The organism is Paenibacillus solani, assembly GCF_050475945.1.
GTDB lineage: Bacteria > Bacillota > Bacilli > Paenibacillales > Paenibacillaceae > Paenibacillus_AQ > Paenibacillus_AQ solani_A.
This window is the reverse complement of the sequence record NZ_JBCMXJ010000018.1, coordinates 175,602-190,963: the sequence shown is the minus strand read 5'-3', so window position 1 is coordinate 190,963 and position 15,362 is coordinate 175,602. Positions and strand designations below refer to the sequence as shown.

18 protein-coding genes are annotated in these 15,362 nt (G+C 48.1%); 6 read left to right on the top strand and 12 right to left on the bottom strand.

Translation table 11 applies throughout. The features are described from left to right. Position 1: 1 nt before the first annotated feature. The 7 genes from ABEQ74_RS24390 to ABEQ74_RS24360 all read right to left on the bottom strand — a co-directional run bounded on the left by ABEQ74_RS24390 (position 2) and on the right by ABEQ74_RS24360 (position 6,040). Entirely contained in the window at positions 2 to 994 is a 993-nt protein-coding gene (locus ABEQ74_RS24390) for an ABC transporter permease (protein WP_430124799.1), read from the bottom strand. 299 nt (positions 995 to 1,293) lie between these two features. Beyond that, positions 1,294 to 1,467 carry a hypothetical protein gene (locus ABEQ74_RS24385; RefSeq protein WP_165593460.1) on the bottom strand — a complete coding sequence of 58 codons (174 nt, stop codon included), beginning with the start codon at positions 1,465 to 1,467 and terminating at the stop codon, positions 1,294 to 1,296. Between the two features lie 190 nt (positions 1,468 to 1,657). Beyond that, the gene (locus ABEQ74_RS24380; RefSeq protein ID WP_053490202.1) at positions 1,658 to 1,894 is read right to left on the bottom strand and encodes a cold-shock protein; all 237 of its coding nucleotides are present in this window, start codon (positions 1,892 to 1,894) and stop codon (positions 1,658 to 1,660) included. A gap of 96 nt (positions 1,895 to 1,990) precedes the next feature. Further along, on the bottom strand, positions 1,991 to 2,191 hold the full coding sequence (cspD, locus tag ABEQ74_RS24375) for a cold-shock protein CspD (protein WP_006207896.1): 201 nt from the start codon (positions 2,189 to 2,191) through the stop codon (positions 1,991 to 1,993). Positions 2,192 to 2,495: 304 nt separating this feature from the next. Beyond that, positions 2,496 to 2,960, bottom strand: a complete 465-nt coding sequence (locus tag ABEQ74_RS24370) for a pyridoxamine 5'-phosphate oxidase family protein (protein WP_430124798.1) — start codon at positions 2,958 to 2,960, stop codon at positions 2,496 to 2,498. 4 nt (positions 2,961 to 2,964) lie between these two features. Next, on the bottom strand, positions 2,965 to 4,632 hold the full coding sequence (locus tag ABEQ74_RS24365; RefSeq protein ID WP_430124797.1) for a cellulase family glycosylhydrolase: 1,668 nt from the start codon (positions 4,630 to 4,632) through the stop codon (positions 2,965 to 2,967). 223 nt (positions 4,633 to 4,855) lie between these two features. Next, positions 4,856 to 6,040, bottom strand: a complete 1,185-nt coding sequence (locus ABEQ74_RS24360; protein WP_430124796.1) for an acyltransferase — start codon at positions 6,038 to 6,040, stop codon at positions 4,856 to 4,858. A 168-nt stretch (positions 6,041 to 6,208) separates the two neighbouring features. Here ABEQ74_RS24360 and ABEQ74_RS24355 point away from each other — a divergent pair, with 168 nt between their 5' ends. The 6 genes from ABEQ74_RS24355 to ABEQ74_RS24330 all read left to right on the top strand — a co-directional run bounded on the left by ABEQ74_RS24355 (position 6,209) and on the right by ABEQ74_RS24330 (position 10,794). Next, on the top strand, positions 6,209 to 6,958 hold the full coding sequence (locus tag ABEQ74_RS24355) for an amino acid ABC transporter ATP-binding protein (protein ID WP_321178296.1): 750 nt from the start codon (positions 6,209 to 6,211) through the stop codon (positions 6,956 to 6,958). A gap of 165 nt (positions 6,959 to 7,123) precedes the next feature. Beyond that, positions 7,124 to 7,933 carry a glutamate ABC transporter substrate-binding protein gene (locus tag ABEQ74_RS24350; RefSeq protein WP_430124795.1) on the top strand — a complete coding sequence of 270 codons (810 nt, stop codon included), beginning with the start codon at positions 7,124 to 7,126 and terminating at the stop codon, positions 7,931 to 7,933. Positions 7,934 to 8,062: 129 nt separating this feature from the next. Continuing rightward, on the top strand, positions 8,063 to 8,722 hold the full coding sequence (locus ABEQ74_RS24345) for an amino acid ABC transporter permease (protein WP_430124794.1): 660 nt from the start codon (positions 8,063 to 8,065) through the stop codon (positions 8,720 to 8,722). A gap of 45 nt (positions 8,723 to 8,767) precedes the next feature. Further along, a complete protein-coding gene (locus ABEQ74_RS24340; protein WP_430124793.1) occupies positions 8,768 to 9,418 on the top strand; it encodes an amino acid ABC transporter permease in 651 nt (216 codons plus the stop codon). Between the two features lie 307 nt (positions 9,419 to 9,725). Beyond that, the gene (locus tag ABEQ74_RS24335; RefSeq protein ID WP_430124792.1) at positions 9,726 to 10,223 is read left to right on the top strand and encodes a hypothetical protein; all 498 of its coding nucleotides are present in this window, start codon (positions 9,726 to 9,728) and stop codon (positions 10,221 to 10,223) included. Positions 10,224 to 10,359: 136 nt separating this feature from the next. Further along, on the top strand, positions 10,360 to 10,794 hold the full coding sequence (locus ABEQ74_RS24330) for a DUF6376 family protein (protein ID WP_430124791.1): 435 nt from the start codon (positions 10,360 to 10,362) through the stop codon (positions 10,792 to 10,794). A 77-nt stretch (positions 10,795 to 10,871) separates the two neighbouring features. Here ABEQ74_RS24330 and ABEQ74_RS24325 read toward each other — a convergent pair whose 3' ends face one another. The 5 genes from ABEQ74_RS24325 to ABEQ74_RS24305 all read right to left on the bottom strand — a co-directional run bounded on the left by ABEQ74_RS24325 (position 10,872) and on the right by ABEQ74_RS24305 (position 15,286). Next, the gene (locus ABEQ74_RS24325) at positions 10,872 to 11,978 is read right to left on the bottom strand and encodes a hypothetical protein (protein WP_430124790.1); all 1,107 of its coding nucleotides are present in this window, start codon (positions 11,976 to 11,978) and stop codon (positions 10,872 to 10,874) included. A gap of 174 nt (positions 11,979 to 12,152) precedes the next feature. Further along, complete coding sequence (locus ABEQ74_RS24320) at positions 12,153 to 12,779, bottom strand: nitroreductase family protein (RefSeq protein ID WP_430124789.1); 627 nt, start codon at positions 12,777 to 12,779, stop codon at positions 12,153 to 12,155. 21 nt (positions 12,780 to 12,800) lie between these two features. Beyond that, on the bottom strand, positions 12,801 to 13,205 hold the full coding sequence (locus ABEQ74_RS24315) for a DoxX family protein (protein WP_430124788.1): 405 nt from the start codon (positions 13,203 to 13,205) through the stop codon (positions 12,801 to 12,803). A gap of 352 nt (positions 13,206 to 13,557) precedes the next feature. After that, positions 13,558 to 14,400: a carbohydrate ABC transporter permease gene (locus ABEQ74_RS24310; RefSeq protein WP_430124787.1), complete on the bottom strand. Its 843-nt coding sequence runs from the start codon at positions 14,398 to 14,400 to the stop codon at positions 13,558 to 13,560. Positions 14,401 to 14,410: 10 nt separating this feature from the next. Continuing rightward, on the bottom strand, positions 14,411 to 15,286 hold the full coding sequence (locus tag ABEQ74_RS24305; protein WP_053490213.1) for a carbohydrate ABC transporter permease: 876 nt from the start codon (positions 15,284 to 15,286) through the stop codon (positions 14,411 to 14,413). Positions 15,287 to 15,362 lie beyond the last annotated feature (76 nt).

Genomic DNA, 15,362 nt, shown 5'->3' with positions numbered 1-15,362 from the left:
GCTAGAATAGTGATGTATCGTTCAGCTTTTTGGTCACCTTGTTCGCGATCAGCAGCAGGATGATTGCAATCACGGACTTAAACAACGAGACCGCCTGTGCGTAAGAATATCGCCCGTTTTGAATACCGGTGTGGTACACGAAAATATCGATGACATTGCTCGCGCTTTCGTTCAGCGTGTTTCGGAGCACCAGAATCTGATCGAAGTTGGAATTCAGCACACCACCAACCGCAAGAATGAAGAGGATCGATATGGTCGATTTGATACTGGGAAGAGTGATATACCACATCTTCTGAAATCGGCCCGCGCCATCAATCGTCGACGCCTCGTACATCTCAGGTGAAATACTGGCTATGGCCGCCAGATAGATAATCGCAGACCAGCCTAGCTCCTTCCATATATCCGAAGTGATAATAATCCCCCAGAAGTATTTTGGTTCAGCCAGATAGGTGATCGGCTCATCAATCATATGCAGAGCCATCAGAATTTTGTTGATAATCCCGATATCTGCAAGCCAGGTCATCAGGATGCCACCCAGAATGACCCATGACAAGAAGTGAGGCAGATAGGAAATTGTCTGAATCGTTCGCTTGTACCGAACGGACCTGATCTCATTCAGAAAGATGGCAAAAATGATCGGGAGTGGAAACCCGATAAACAGCTTCAGCAAGCTGATTCCGAGTGTGTTCCGCATGACAGTCGTAAAGTCGTCATCTGAGAAAAATTCCTTAAAATGCTCTAATCCAACCCATGGTGCTTCGCCTATGGATTTCACGATATTGAACTCTTTAAATGCAATGATGATTCCGTACATGGGAATGTAGTTAAAGACAATCATCCAGGCAACACCTAGCAGTGCCATAATCTGAAGATGTCGTTGACTGTAGAGCCTTCTGAACCATCTTTGTCTGTCTAGTTTCTTTTCGTTCCTTACAGAATGCTCCATCGGGGGACCGACACCGGTTTCGGAATCGGGATGAAGTTGATTTGGCATGATTATGACCTCCAAGTTGATCCTAACTATGATCGAAGAAACCCTTACATTCCTTATGTATCTATTGTAAATCGGTCTTTCTCTGCAAGTAAGGTTTCAGATTTCGTTTCGAGGGTCTCATTTTTCGGGTCAACGAACGGTTGTTTCTACTTAAAAAAGACAAAAAAAAGCGTAGAGGACAGCCTCAGCTGTCCTCTACGCTTCTTACCTTGCCAGTGACTTCCCACCTTCATACGATCTCTTCAACCGTTATGCTGGCGAACATCACTTGGTCAAACGTATATCAAGGATTTTCCCGGTTATTCCTTTTTGTCCTCATCATGATGTTCCATTCTGCTCTCGTGTTCCTGTTGGTATTTCTCACGCATCAGCTTCTGCATGATGAACTTCTCCTGATCGTTCAAGCCGCCTTGGTTCTCCTGAATGATCATGTTATCAATGTTGCGCTTCAGTACCTCGGTTTGCGTGTTCAATACATTTCACTCCTTTGAAATATGCGTCCCTTAGGTTGCGAAACCATTCTGACCCAGAATGTAAGGGTACATGTATTACCTAACCAATCTCGTCATAATGAAACAGAAATAGACGGATTTGCCATAAAATCCGAAGGTAGCTTCAAGAAGAATTTCATGTTTGCCCAGCGCTTTCTCTAGGTATTAGCTGCTATTTGCGTTCAATTTGGATCCCTTTAGCCAGGGATTTCTGTTGTTTGTTGGTATTAACAAGCTGCGGCAGACTTCTGGTTTCCTTGACCATAGGGGATTGACACAAATGACATACCGGCTCCGTGTCGAATGCAAAATCGTCCCGCATCCAACCTTTGCAGTCTTCCTTCGTGCATGCCCAAACATCCGTCATTTCTTCAGGAATACTCTCCATCGAGTTTTTACGCGAATACATGAACGCTCCTCCTTATTCTCGTCGTAGAAAATAGAAACGCCGTATAATAGAAAACTGCCCTTAATGTCTCACATTAAGGGCAGTCTTCAATTGTAATTACAATTTAACAACGTTCTCAGCTTGTGGTCCACGGTTGCCTTCAACAATGTTGAACTCAACGCGTTGGCCTTCGTCAAGCGTTTTGAAGCCGTCGCCTTGGATCGCGCTGAAGTGAACGAATACATCGTTTCCGCCTTCAACTTCGATGAAACCAAAGCCCTTCTCAGCATTAAACCATTTAACAGTTCCTGTTTGCATGGGGAAATCCTCCTTGATATATATTTACATGACCTTTTTTCTTCGCAGACGGAATAAAAAAAATTCACATATTGCACAAGGTTACCAGAAATGACAACCCTCTACAATATGTGAATTCAGGTCGATTTCGATATTCATATCTTAACACAAATATTGGCCGATAGCAAATACCAAAGCAAAATATTCTGCGGAAAAATTAAAGTTATTTTCTTTGGCATTATCCGGCGAAAGCATAAGCAAAAGCAAGATAGCCCCCGGTATATTCCGGGAGCCATATCTGGTGCGGGATTTTTATACCTGAATGTTATTTCCGCAGTTCACCGAGCGTTTCCTTCCATCGTTCCAATACTTGATCCGGTTCATGCAGCTGGAATCTCACGGCCGATAGAATATCGGCATACTTAGCGGTATCTTCACGTACGGACACTACCTCGGCCTCAAAGCGCTGCCGCGGATGCAGGGCATCCGGCAGGTCTGGAAGCGGCTGAACACGCAAGCGAACATAATGTGCCGCCCCCTCATGAATCGCCACCAAGGTTGCCTGTCCGGCCCGAAGGAGATTGCCTGCCGTCCCCGTTCCCTGCCATAGTGCAATTCGAAGCCGGCTTTGGTCCAAAGCCAGGACCTCTCCTACGCTGAGCATGGCCGTATTCGGCCATCCGTCCTCCGTTACGCTCAATAGCAGCATCGCATCATTTTGTTTTGACTCCAAATTGAAGCCGTCCAGCCATTGGCACAAACCTTCTGATATTGCAGCCTGTTCCGTCACAGCACTATCTCCCCTTTAACTTATCTCCCTTTAACGTGTTTTTGGTAAATTCCAGCCAATCCAGCTCGATTCGGCCCTGGTTCACCATGATTACCACATCGACGGGGCCTTCCTCAATCAGCATTCCCCCGCCCAGCCTATGAACATGCCACTGCCCTTCGCCGGGGTCTGTCAGAGTAAGTGCTTCGGGCTCCCGATCCCCGATCTGAAGCATAATATCTACTGTATTTTCAGGAATTCGCCCCCGAATATCCAGATGAAAAGCGTCCGCAGAAGCGCAGTGCGCATTATAAACAAGCCAATCTCCTTCCCGGAGCTGAACACATACCAGGTTATCTTCTATCCACGGTTTGCCGCCTTCCGGAGCGTAGCTTGGCTTCTCCAGCTTGCCCGTGATCATTCGCATCGGAACGCCGTCGGAAATTCGAAAGCCGATATCCTCGCTGGCCTTCTCCTCCACATGATAGGAAACGCCTTCCCCCCGATATCCGTAAAACTCTGCAGGAATCTGGATGGGCAGCCGCCGAAACAGTGAACGGGATACGTTCGGGTAAGCATCGCAGGCTTCCAGTGGAAGGCGATCCAGGTATTCGTCCAGAATGGACTCCGCTTCGGCTGGAGAAGGCTTCTCTCCACCTTCCAGGTAAGCCGCAAGCTTATACCAGCCTTCCGGCATACGAATCGAGAATGGCGAGTTCGTGGTGCTCATCTTCTTCCAGGTCCAGAAGTTCCAAGATATGTTGTGGTCTTCAAACAGCCGAAATGCTCCTGTATACCACTGCGGATTATTCTCGCCGCCTTCCCCCATAAAGATGGGCACATTCCATTCATCGCGGATATCGAGATACTTCTGAATACTCTCCTTGTCAGGATTATTCCAATACTTGTGGAATTGCAGCATCAGATTATCATCGATTATTTCGTTAAAAATGCTCCAATCCGTAGACCAGTGCACACCTTCCAAAATGATCATATGGCGTTTGTCCACTTCGCGTATCGCTGAAGTAATTTCCTTATAAAGCGGCATCACCCGAGCATAGTATTCACTGAACCAATCTGGCAGCGGCTCATTAAGGAGGTCGTATCCAGCAACAATCCAATCGTCTTTATAACGCTCCGCCAGCATCCGCCACAGCGCCACGGTCCGCTCTGCGTTCAGTCGATCCGTGAACAGCTCTGGCAAATCACGCTCGGAATCGTCAATATTGGCGCCGGTCTGTCCGCCGGGCGCGCCATGCAAATCCAGAATAACATACAGCGAATGCGTCCTGCACCAATCGATCACACGGTCGATCAGCTTCAAATGATCCTCATGATAAACAAATGGCGGCTGCTGCCCTTCCTCCATGATTAACCTGGCATTGATCGGCACCCGGATGGAATTGAAGCCTTCAGAGGCAATCTGCCGGATATCGGCTTCAGTGATATACCGCTCGTAATAGGTCTCCCAGAATGCGGCCGCCTTCTCCTTACCGATCAAATCCTGAATCATGCTCTCGATGCGCCGCGGGCGGTCCCCCTGCTCCGGCATTTTCCACATATATCCTTCCGGCAGGAGCCAGCTGCCAAGCCCAACTCCCTGCAGCAGTATTTCCTGCCCGTCCCCATTCACCACACGTTTGCCATCCGCCTTAACAAAACCGCTTACCAAAGGATTTCCGCTAACGTCCATATTGGCATCCCCTCGCTCTCATGTCTGTAACGAATGTGATTGACCTGTAAGTATTGAAATGATCTTCATCTGCTATACAGGCCAAAACATCAAACAAAATATATCATGACCTCTCAGGCGATGATCGTGATTCCGAAAATCAGGGAACCCTCCTGAAATATTGCTACCCAGAAAAGAAAAAGAGCCCTCCTCGGACGAGGAGAGCGCCTTTCCCGTATGGAGCTTACGACGAAACCTTCGTAACAGGCTGGCTAGGAACAGGAGGACTTGGTGTTCTCCCCCTACGCAGACTGCCTGGTAATTTGCCGAAGAAGATCCAGGTCCAGCTCCCGAGACGACTTATGCTGTACACCACGATATACGAGACCACGAGTGCGCTGACAAAACCGCCGGCATACCACGCCAGCAGCAGCCAGGAGTTCTCCGTCTGCGGCGGATAATCCCGATAAACGAGGAGCACCAGCGGATGCACCAAATACACACCGAAGGAATACACCCCGAGCCGTCTGAACCCATTCAACCACCATGCTCTCTTATTTCCGAAATGGAGAGCAACCTGAAGCATGACCACAGCCGTTGTTAACGTATGCACATTCCAAAAGGCATCGTATAGCAGTGGGTGATATTCCATACCCAGCAGGCGCTGATTGTATCGAAGACCGATATGGATCAGCGCGGCGCCCAGCCATACTACCCAGAGCGCAAACCAGCCCAGCCTGCGCCGAGCCGGACTTGCTGCCTGTTTCGCTGAAGTCAACCAGGCCTTTACCCGCTCATAATAGATGCCAAACCATGCCCCAAGAAAATAATACGACAGAAACGACAGCGACCAGCTGTTTCGATTCGTTACGTCCCACCAGGCATCATTGCCAATATAGAACAGCCACTGCAGCACAATGCCGACCAGCACGCAGACCGCTGCGAAGCTGCGGAATCGTTTCAGCAGCATCAGCACGAGCGGGAACAGTATATAGAACTGGATGTTTATAAAGATGAAATATAAGTGCGTGTAGGATTTTCCCGTCGCCAGCTTGGGCCAGAAGCTGTCCAGCATTGCTGGCAGATCCGATTCACCCCCGCGATGATACCAAGCCACCGTGAAGAACAGTACAGAGAACAGCAGATACGGCACCAGGATATACATCAGCCGGTTCTTGAAGAATCGGGCCAAATCACGGCCCCGAAACGGACGATGGTAATAGTTATAGAACAACACAAAGCTGCTTAGAAATATGAACGTCGTCGTCCCGACTTTCGAGAATATGTTCAAGAAATTATACAAGCCAAAAAAATCGTCCCCGCGCATCTGAACAGTAGCGAATGATGTCGCATGCACCATCAGCACACCCATCATCGCAAAGCCCCGAACCAGGTCGATTTCGGTTATTTTTGCACGTTTCTCTTCCATGTTGCCTCCTTCGTCTGATTACGCCCCTATTATATCTCACTCCCTCCTGCTTGGATACTAAATTTTCCTGAAAGTGGCATGGAACAAGCTCCCTTTGCCATACCAGTGTAAAAAGGGCCTGGCACCCAGACAGGACACAAGCTTGCAGTCATAGAGCGATGATCCAAAGTGAATAGGAGGGGATTTCTACTGATTGAATTCAGCCGCGTCAACAAATTTTTCGGAACCTTCCATGTTCTGAAAGAAATCAACCTGACCATTACCCAAGGGGAAGTCGTCGTCATTGTCGGACCTTCCGGCTCAGGGAAAAGCACACTGCTGCGGTGCATCAACCGGCTTGAAGGCATTACAGATGGCGAGCTTGTCGTCAACGGAGTCCAGCTTCATAACCGAAAGATCGACATCAATGCATTTCGGAGGAATATCGGAATGGTCTTCCAGCATTTCAACCTGTATCCGCACAAAAAAGTGATTGATAACATTATCCTCGCTCCGATGAAGGTGCTGGGCATGACCAAAGCGGAAGCGACGGAAAAAGCGATGACCTACCTGCAGCGGGTCGGGATTGCCGATAAAGCAGACAGCTACCCTTCCCAGCTCTCAGGCGGTCAGCAGCAGCGGGTTGCGATTGCCCGCGGATTGACCATGAATCCGAAAATCATGCTGTTTGATGAACCCACATCCGCGCTGGACCCCGAGATGATCGGTGAGGTGCTGGATGTCATGCGCTCACTGGCCCATCAAGGGATGACCATGGCCGTCGTTACACATGAGATGGGATTTGCCCGTGAAGCTGCTGACCGGATTGTCTTTATGGACGAAGGCCGGATCATCGAGGATGCGCCTGCCTCCGACTTCTTCCAGCAGCCGCGGGAAGAACGAGCACGGGCATTCTTGAGCCGCCTGCTGCATCACTAATAGGATATCGCAGACCTGGAAGAAAAAGCAGTTGTAGATCGTGAGGAATGAATACGGTGTTTATGATTCTATCGCTGTTGATGCATATGAAAACCATTCAATGTGTGGCTATTCAGGTGAGGTGTTACTCAGGAAAAAAATCAAAAGTTTTAGGGGGATGCAGATATGAAAAAGAGTTTAAAGAAATCATTCCGGTGGAGTGCGGCCTTTCTGGCGCTCATCGTCCTGCTGGTTGCGTCGGGATGCGGCGGCTCCGGCAATAAGGATACGCTTGAGGCGATCAAGAAACGGGGCAAGCTGGTAGCCGGTGTGAAGTATGATACCAAGCTGTTTGGACTGCAGGATCCTGCCACTGGCAATGTGGAGGGCTTCGATATCGACATCGCCAAGGCATTGGCCAAAAAGATTCTCGGTGACGAAACCAAGGTTGAGCTGAAGGAGGTTACCTCCAAGACTCGAATCGACATGCTGAAAAACGGGGATATCGATATCATTATTGCGACGATGACAATCACGGAAGAGCGCAAGCAGCAGGTGGATTTCAGCGATGTCTATTTTGAAGCCGGGCAATCGCTGCTGGTGAAGAAGGGAAGCCCGATCACGGGTCTGGAGAGCCTGAACAAAGATACGAAGGTGCTGACGGTAAAAGGCTCTACTTCCGCACAAAATATTCGTGAGAAAGCTCCTGACGCCGTCATTCTCGAATTCGAGAATTATCAGGACGCATTCACCGCACTCAAGGCGGGACAGGGTGATGCTCTGACCACTGATAACTCCATCCTCCTCGGTATGCAGCAGCAGGACCCGGGCTTTGAGCTGGTGGGCGGCAACTTTACGGATGAGCCGTACGGGATGGCTATCAAAAAAGGAAATCCGGAGTTTGTGAAAACCGTCAACGAACTGTTAAAAGAGCTGAAGGACAGCGGCGAATACACCAAGCTGTACGAACAGTGGATGGGCGTGAAGCCGGAATAATCAAAGCATTCATGGCCCTGCTGTTCCTAAGGAGTGTTGCGCCAATCCGGTTTCTCTTTTTTATCTGGCAGACTTGCCTGGCTTCTTCAACAGTTAATCGCTCATAATCCCAATTGGAGGTGATGCGTATTGTCCTTGTGGGATTTTAACATTCTGGTCGAGCACTGGGATCAATTCATGGCTGGCCTGCGCCAGACCATTCTTGCCAGCTTGCTTGGACTGGTCGGCAGCTTGGTGCTTGGCACTTTTGTCGCCATCCTGCGAATTGCCCCTTTCCGCATATTGAAAGCCATCGGCACCATCTATGTCGAATTTATCCGCAACATCCCGCTGCTTGTGGTTGTGTTTTTCTTTTTCCTCGGCCTGCCTGCTCTCGGTATACCGGTTGACCCGTTTACTTCAGGCACGCTCGGACTGATGGTATACACAGCTTCCTTCATCGCCGAAGCCATTCGGGCGGGGATTCAGGCGGTTCCTTCCGGTCAATCGGAAGCAGCACGTTCCTCGGGCCTGAGTTATATTCAGACTATGCGCTACATCATTATGCCGCAGGCCATCAAAATCGTGCTGCCGGCCATCGGCAACCAATTGATCAATTTGGTCAAAAACTCCTCGGTTCTGGGCGTTATCGCAGGACTCGACCTAATGTATTATGCCGATCTCATCAATCTGAGCACCTTCAAAGGCATCCCTGTCTATACGTTTGTTGCTCTGTTCTACCTGCTCCTGACCGTGCCGCTCAGCTTGGCCGTGCATTATATGGAGCGCCGCTTTGCGAGAAGCAATTGATGTTAAATACGAAGTTCGCCCTACTAAAACAGGAGGTGGCATGAGATGGATTTTATCGGTGCATACTCCTGGCCGAATCTGCGATATCTCCTTGATGGCTTTTGGATCACGGTGCAGGTTGCCGGCTTATCCATTGTATTCAGTTTCATCATTGGAACCGTGCTCGGAACCGTGAGATATACGAAAACCCCTTTTCTGTCTAGAACGACGGCTATATTTGTGGATCTGATCCGCAATCTGCCGCTGCTGCTCATTATTTTCTTTATCGGCATGGTTCTGCCGCAGACCGGGCTGCGCATTCCCACCTTCTGGGCGGCAGTCGTAGGCTTAAGCATTTTTGAAGGGGCTATGATTGCCGAGATTGTCCGCAGTGGCCTTGTATCGGTAGATAAAGGTCAGATCGAGGCGGCCCGGGCTTCAGGACTGTCATATATGCAGACGCTGCGTCATGTGATACTCCCGCTGGCCTTGCGCCGGATGTCCCCGCCTATGGTAAGCCAGTTTATCTCGCTCATCAAAGACACTTCGCTTGCCGTGATCATCTCACTGCCTGAGCTGATGCGTAATGTGCAGATTCTTAGCGGCTCCAGCTATTCTTATGTAATTCCTGCCCTTGTGTTTGCATCCTTACTGTACTTCACACTGAATTACCTCCTGTCGATGATTGCCAAACGGCTGGAAGCAAGGCAAATTTAATATTTAATGAGATGAATGATGCTTGTTGTTTCATCGAATACCAGCCATTCTGGTGTAAAGACTACATCTGCTCGCAGCACATGCTTATGTCCTATCCCACCCCGCAGCCGTTACGGCTTGCGGGGTATTTGCCTCTTCAAGCGAAAAACATAAAGCAAGAGAAAAAGCCACCTGTCTTGCAGCAGCCGATCCTGTCACAAGTCTCGATTTATCCGTATTCATACATCAGCTATCTTCCAGAAACTGCAACATTGACTAAATCATGCTCGTCTAAATACATATCCAATCTGATAAAGGAGTCTTCCATATGAAAAAAGGACTGCTCATCATGATCATCCTTTCCCTCTCACTCGGAATATGGCTTGGCACCGATCAATCCAGAGCATCCGCACTGTCTTGTGCGGGACCTCGACCGGTATCCGAGGAATTAAAAGTATCGGCCACGGTATTTAGAGGTACACTGATCTCATACAATCCTAAAGCCGACGTATCCCAAACCAACTACGTGTTTGAGGTTGCCGAGTGGTGGAAAGGAGATATGAAATCTTCCACGATCACACTGTATACCAACGGCTGGGAGTCTTTCGAAGAGGGCAAAGAATATGTAGTATTCGCAAATAAAGGCAAAGAGAAATTTAAGCCACGTCTATGCGGAAATACCGGCCTCTCCTCATCAGTGGACACAACTTCTCTGGGTGAGGGAATCCAGCCTGAGAAGCCCAATCAGCCAGCCAAAAGACCAAGGAACTTCAACATCCTTGACGGTTTGATTGAACTCATCCGTTATCTGCAGAACAAGTATTAAATCCCTTTCGTAGGAAAAATGCCGTTCACATTACCTGCAACAATCTGCTCATCCGCAAGAAATAAATACAACCATTCCTCATGTCATACGTAAAACAACGTAAAAGAGCAGTAGCTATATGACAGGAGGATGAGAAATGATCAAACGATTATTGTTGATTTCACTTGTTCTGGGAATTCTCTCTGGCTGTTCCTTGGTGGAAGATGTAAACAACTCCCTGGATTATACGAAAGAAGCAACCACCTTCATCAATGAGGTTTCCCAATTTGCCGAGTCTATTCCGGAGCTGGCCCAGCAGGCAGCCACCCAAACAGACGCCAAAGAAAAGCTGACCAAGGAGCTTGATGCCATGAAAGCCCGAATCTCGGAGTTTAACGACATTGAGGCCCCTGCCTTTGCAAATAACGTCCATGAACAGCTGGTAGCATTAAATGATACACTTCTGACCGACATCAACGGCTACATGGACCAAATCCAGAATGGAGTAACTGACTTCCAGAATTCAGGTATGGCACAAACCATCAATAACATTAAAGAGACGATGGATACGCTCCAGAATTTGCAGCCGTAGACAAGCCAGCCCTTTGACCTTAGCATAATAGCCCTGCTCATCATGAGCAGGGCTATTATTTGTATGTATTTCATTTCTCATTTTAAAAAGGGGTCTAAATTGCCGGTCAATGTCTGTTTCACAACATACCTCGTCCCGTCCCCGCTTGGAACCATAATCCAGGATGTCCCTTTTCTTTCTTCCCCATCCTCAGGATTCCAAGCCACAATGAACTGCCAGTCAGAGCCGAAGCGTTGATCATATTCTGCTATGTAGGTTTCAGCGATGTTTCCGCGTGATATTGATTTGATCAGCATCTGCTGCACGCTCTCAACCGATTTCATCGTTTCGGAAAATTCCGACATATCCCATGTATGCTGACCTGCAAAATACCCTTCGTCTCCACCCGACATCGCGAAGAAAGTTTCCTCATCCTCTGCCTGGGCTGCCTGATAGAGCAAGGAAATGCTCTGCACCGGGTTCAACACAGGCTCCTTCGCTCTTGCTGCCAGTAATCCTCTATCCTCTGCGGTACGGCGGATTTCCTCAGCGATAAGCTCCTCTATCTCTGCCTCTCTTCCCAGCTCGTAAGCTCCGGGATAGACTGTGGACTGCTCCACTACCTTGAGTCCACCCGTAAACGCGGTCACAAACCAAATATGAAAATCGCCTTGGCTAAGCTCCTCCAGCACAATTTCGGCCTGACTGCCGTATGTAAGAGACAACAACCGGCTGCTTTCCGGATCTAGCACCGCTTTATCAAATAGCATGAATCGTTCCGGTTTTACTTCCCTCTTCCCAGCCTCTTCGAATGTTAATTTCAGCTTGGCGGGAGAAATACGGATGCTCGGTATGTCAGATAGACGGAAATACGCTTTAGAATCGTTCGCCTGAAGCGCTTCATACATACCAAGAACTGCTTCAACCGGATCTCGCTTAGGTTCCCCCTCAGGCTGCTCCGTTTCTTGTGTGGCTTGGGTCTCAGCTTGATCCCCATGCAGAAAAACCATCTGCATGCTCTCCTTCGCGACCGGCAACCATTCCTTGTCATTCGCTGCTCCCTCTTCACTCGGGGCGACAGCTGTCGACGCAGGCTGAACCGCTGAAGGCGGCATTTCCTTCGTACATGCTGCCATCAGAAATGCCAGAACGACCAAAACCACGGTTGGTCCGTATCGCTCATATGAACGTTTCCCGATCTTCACTTCACTCACCTCCCTCACATAAAGTAACGAACACCTCTGGAACGAGAACCTGAACCGATCTCTTTATATTCATCATCGTCATTACGGAGAGGAATGTTTATTGCTGGTACGAAAAAAAACTCCCGCCGGATCTTTAGACCTCCAGCGAGAGCTTCTTTCTCATATTCATACTCATCAAAATTGATTATAGCTTACAAATTCCAGTACTGGTTTGCGATAACCGCGAGGACGCGGCTTCCTTGTATCCTCCTTGCCGATGGCAATCAGCATGACGGGCACATAAGCATCCGGAATGTTCAGTTCCTTCTGCAGCGCTTCGGGATCAAATCCGATCATCGGACAAGTATCCCACCCTTTATCTTTGGCTGCCATCATCAATAACATTGCGGATAAACTGGCGTTACGGATGGCTTCTTCTCTCATGAAGGATGACCCGCCATTTTCATAAAAGCTTGTCACTGATTCCACTGTCATGTCATATTCCAGCTTATCAATCACGCCTAAATTCAGGAAGCCTTCATTCATTCTTCCGATATCCTTGTACGCCAGCTGATTCCCCAGAACAACGAGAACGGCCGATGCGGTGAGTATTTTATACTGCTTCTGGGCGGCTTCATACACTTTGTGCTTGATATCGGGGTCCTTAACTACAACATAGTGCGCATGCTGCAAATTAAAAGCCGAAGGAGCATATTTCACTTCATTAAATATTTCACTTAAATCCTGATCTGGAATTTCGATACCTTCCATAAACAGATTAGCCGATCTTCGGCTCCTGATTAATGTAGTTAGATCACTCATATCCTGCACGCCCCTCATCTATTAGTTAAATATGACCGCATCCAGCGAGTATACACCTGCACCCGCCAGCGCTACTGCTACCGATACGGCGATCAACAGCAGATTATACTCATAACCATTGGCTGTAGCCCAATATCCATTTTGGCCGTGCACCTTCACAATCGCACCCAGCATCGTCAGCGTAATCAGCGCGGCGCCAAGCACCGTGAGAAAGCCTGCTGCAAACAACAGCCCGCCAACCAGCTCCAGCAAACCTGACAACACCGCGATCGCCACTCCTGGCTTAATGCCGATTGACTCCATCCAGCCGCCCGTCCCTTTCGGCCCGTAACCACCAAACCATCCAAATAGCTTCTGTGCGCCATGCGCCATGAACGACAACCCAACCACCAAACGAAGTATTAACAATCCAATATCTAAAGCCATTTTATACGCCTCCACTTTCATTTTCGTAATCTATAGAAATCCTTCAACCTAACGAGATTATATCTTAATATTAAGATATATACATGTAGAATGATTAACATGCTTCACTTATTCACGAAATCACTTATTAACTTAGCTAACGTTTAAACACCTTTAAACTTACCCCTTTCTATTTGCTTACTTTTATATAGTTGTTTACTTTAATATCAAGATATATGATTTCCTTTCGACTGTCAACCGTTATTTTGAAAAAGAATTTGAAAAAGAATGTACAGCAAAAAAGCATCCCCGCCAAATTCCCGGCGAGGATGCTTCTTTAATGCTATTGCCCCTACATACACGGAGCTTGTCACTATTCCTTTACTGCACCGATCGAGATACCGCTGGTGAAGTATTTCTGGAACATGATGAAGATAATAAGCATCGGTATCGCGGCCACCGTAGCCCCTGCCATTTTGTAGGCAAAGTTCGGATTGAGGTCCTGCATCAGTGTTGCAACACCGACCATCAGCGTCTTCATCTGTTTATCCTGGCCGATGACAAGCTGCCAGAGATAGTCGTTCCATACCTGCACGAAGTTCAAAATGAACAAGGCGCCGATACCCGGTTTCACGATTGGAAGCAGGATCTGGAGGAAAGTCCGGACTTCACCAGCCCCGTCGATCCGGGAGGCTTCCCGCAGTGCATCCGGCACAGAGTCGAAGAAGCCCTTCAACAGGAACACACCAAACGCTGCGGCGACATTCGGCCAGATCATCCCGAACAGATTGTTCACAAGGCCAAGATCCTGGGAAATGCGGAACAACGGCACAATCATGACTTCTTTTGGAACCATCAAGCTTGAGATAAACACAATGAAAATGACGTTCTTTCCTGTAAACTTCAGCTTTGAGAAGGCATAAGCTGCCATGGAGCTGGCTACGACTACAAACACCGTTGTTACACCCGCGACGAACAAGCTGTTAAACGTCCAGCGCAAGGCTGGTTGGCTTTGGAAGACCTCGGTATAGTTGGAGAAGGTAATGGTAGCAGGCCACCAGTCCGGCGGCATTTTCAGCACGTCCGAGCTGTTCTTCAATGAACTTGTAAATAACCAATATAGAGGGAACAGGTTAAGGATCGCAAAGAAAATGACGACTATATTCGCAACCACATCGAACTTTTCCCGCTTTTTCCCGGTTTTCATTAGCTGCATGGTTGATCCCTCACTTATCCTTGAACATCGCTCTCAACTGGGGAATGGACAGCAGCAACGTGATGATGAACATGATAACCCCTACAGCTGAAGCAACGCCTATCTGGTTGTATTTGAACGCATTGTTGTAGAGATAGTACATCATCGTTACCGAGGCGTTATTCGGTCCACCGCCGGTTAACAGTTGAATGACGACGAAAATTTTCAATACCGCAATAATGTTAATGATGGTGATATAAATGGTCGTAGGCTTCACGAGTGGAATCAGGATTTTGAATATGACTTTGATACGGCTCGCCCCGTCCACTTCTGCTGCCTCGAACAAGTCCTTTGGCACCCCGATCATCGCAGCAATATACAGAATGATTGCCTGACCGACATTCGTGGCAAAGGTGACGAAGATAATGACCGGCATAACGGTCGCTTTATTCCCTAGCAAATTGATATGACCCGAGCCGATCTGGCTCGTTAAATAGGAGATCAGTCCGTTAGCCGGATTGAGCAAAAAGCTCCAAACCATACTCATAACAACCATGGAGACCATGACGGGAATATAGTAGCTTCCCCGGATAAAGGAGACGTACTTCGCATTTTTATCAAAGATGGATGATGCTACGAACAAAGAGAATATGACAGTCAACAGGACGATAAAGACTACAAAAATAACGGTGTTGACGATTGATTTAAAAAATACGGGATCCTGAAATAACGTCGTATAATTGCTCAGACCGACAAAGGTTTCATTCTGATAATCGACTCGGTACAGGCTCAGCCTGATCCCTTCCAGAATCGGATATACAGCAAATAGGAGAAAGAGAAGGAACTGAGGCAGAATAAACAGATAACCCGTTATGTTTTCTCTTATATGTTGATGGCGTAGTTTCATGGATATCCTTTACCTTTCTTATTCAGCTGCCTGGAGCCTTCTATAGGCATGGCTCCAGGCGCCGAATCATTTTGTC

Excerpts from the sequence above, each read along its gene's own strand:
- ABEQ74_RS24315 (WP_430124788.1), bottom strand. The coding sequence starts at position 13,205 with ATGGCTTTAGATATTGGATTGTTAATACTTCGTTTGGTGGTTGGGTTG.
- ABEQ74_RS24310 (WP_430124787.1), bottom strand. The coding sequence starts at position 14,400 with ATGCAGCTAATGAAAACCGGGAAAAAGCGGGAAAAGTTCGATGTGGTT.
- ABEQ74_RS24335 (WP_430124792.1), top strand. The coding sequence starts at position 9,726 with ATGAAAAAAGGACTGCTCATCATGATCATCCTTTCCCTCTCACTCGGA.
- ABEQ74_RS24380 (WP_053490202.1), bottom strand. The coding sequence starts at position 1,894 with ATGTATTCGCGTAAAAACTCGATGGAGAGTATTCCTGAAGAAATGACG.
- cspD (WP_006207896.1), bottom strand. The coding sequence starts at position 2,191 with ATGCAAACAGGAACTGTTAAATGGTTTAATGCTGAGAAGGGCTTTGGT.
- ABEQ74_RS24330 (WP_430124791.1), top strand. The coding sequence starts at position 10,360 with ATGATCAAACGATTATTGTTGATTTCACTTGTTCTGGGAATTCTCTCT.
- ABEQ74_RS24340 (WP_430124793.1), top strand. The coding sequence starts at position 8,768 with ATGGATTTTATCGGTGCATACTCCTGGCCGAATCTGCGATATCTCCTT.
- ABEQ74_RS24305 (WP_053490213.1), bottom strand. The coding sequence starts at position 15,286 with ATGAAACTACGCCATCAACATATAAGAGAAAACATAACGGGTTATCTG.
- ABEQ74_RS24350 (WP_430124795.1), top strand. The coding sequence starts at position 7,124 with ATGAAAAAGAGTTTAAAGAAATCATTCCGGTGGAGTGCGGCCTTTCTG.
- ABEQ74_RS24365 (WP_430124797.1), bottom strand. The coding sequence starts at position 4,632 with ATGGACGTTAGCGGAAATCCTTTGGTAAGCGGTTTTGTTAAGGCGGAT.
- ABEQ74_RS24320 (WP_430124789.1), bottom strand. The coding sequence starts at position 12,779 with ATGAGTGATCTAACTACATTAATCAGGAGCCGAAGATCGGCTAATCTG.
- ABEQ74_RS24360 (WP_430124796.1), bottom strand. The coding sequence starts at position 6,040 with ATGGAAGAGAAACGTGCAAAAATAACCGAAATCGACCTGGTTCGGGGC.
- ABEQ74_RS24390 (WP_430124799.1), bottom strand. The coding sequence starts at position 994 with ATGCCAAATCAACTTCATCCCGATTCCGAAACCGGTGTCGGTCCCCCG.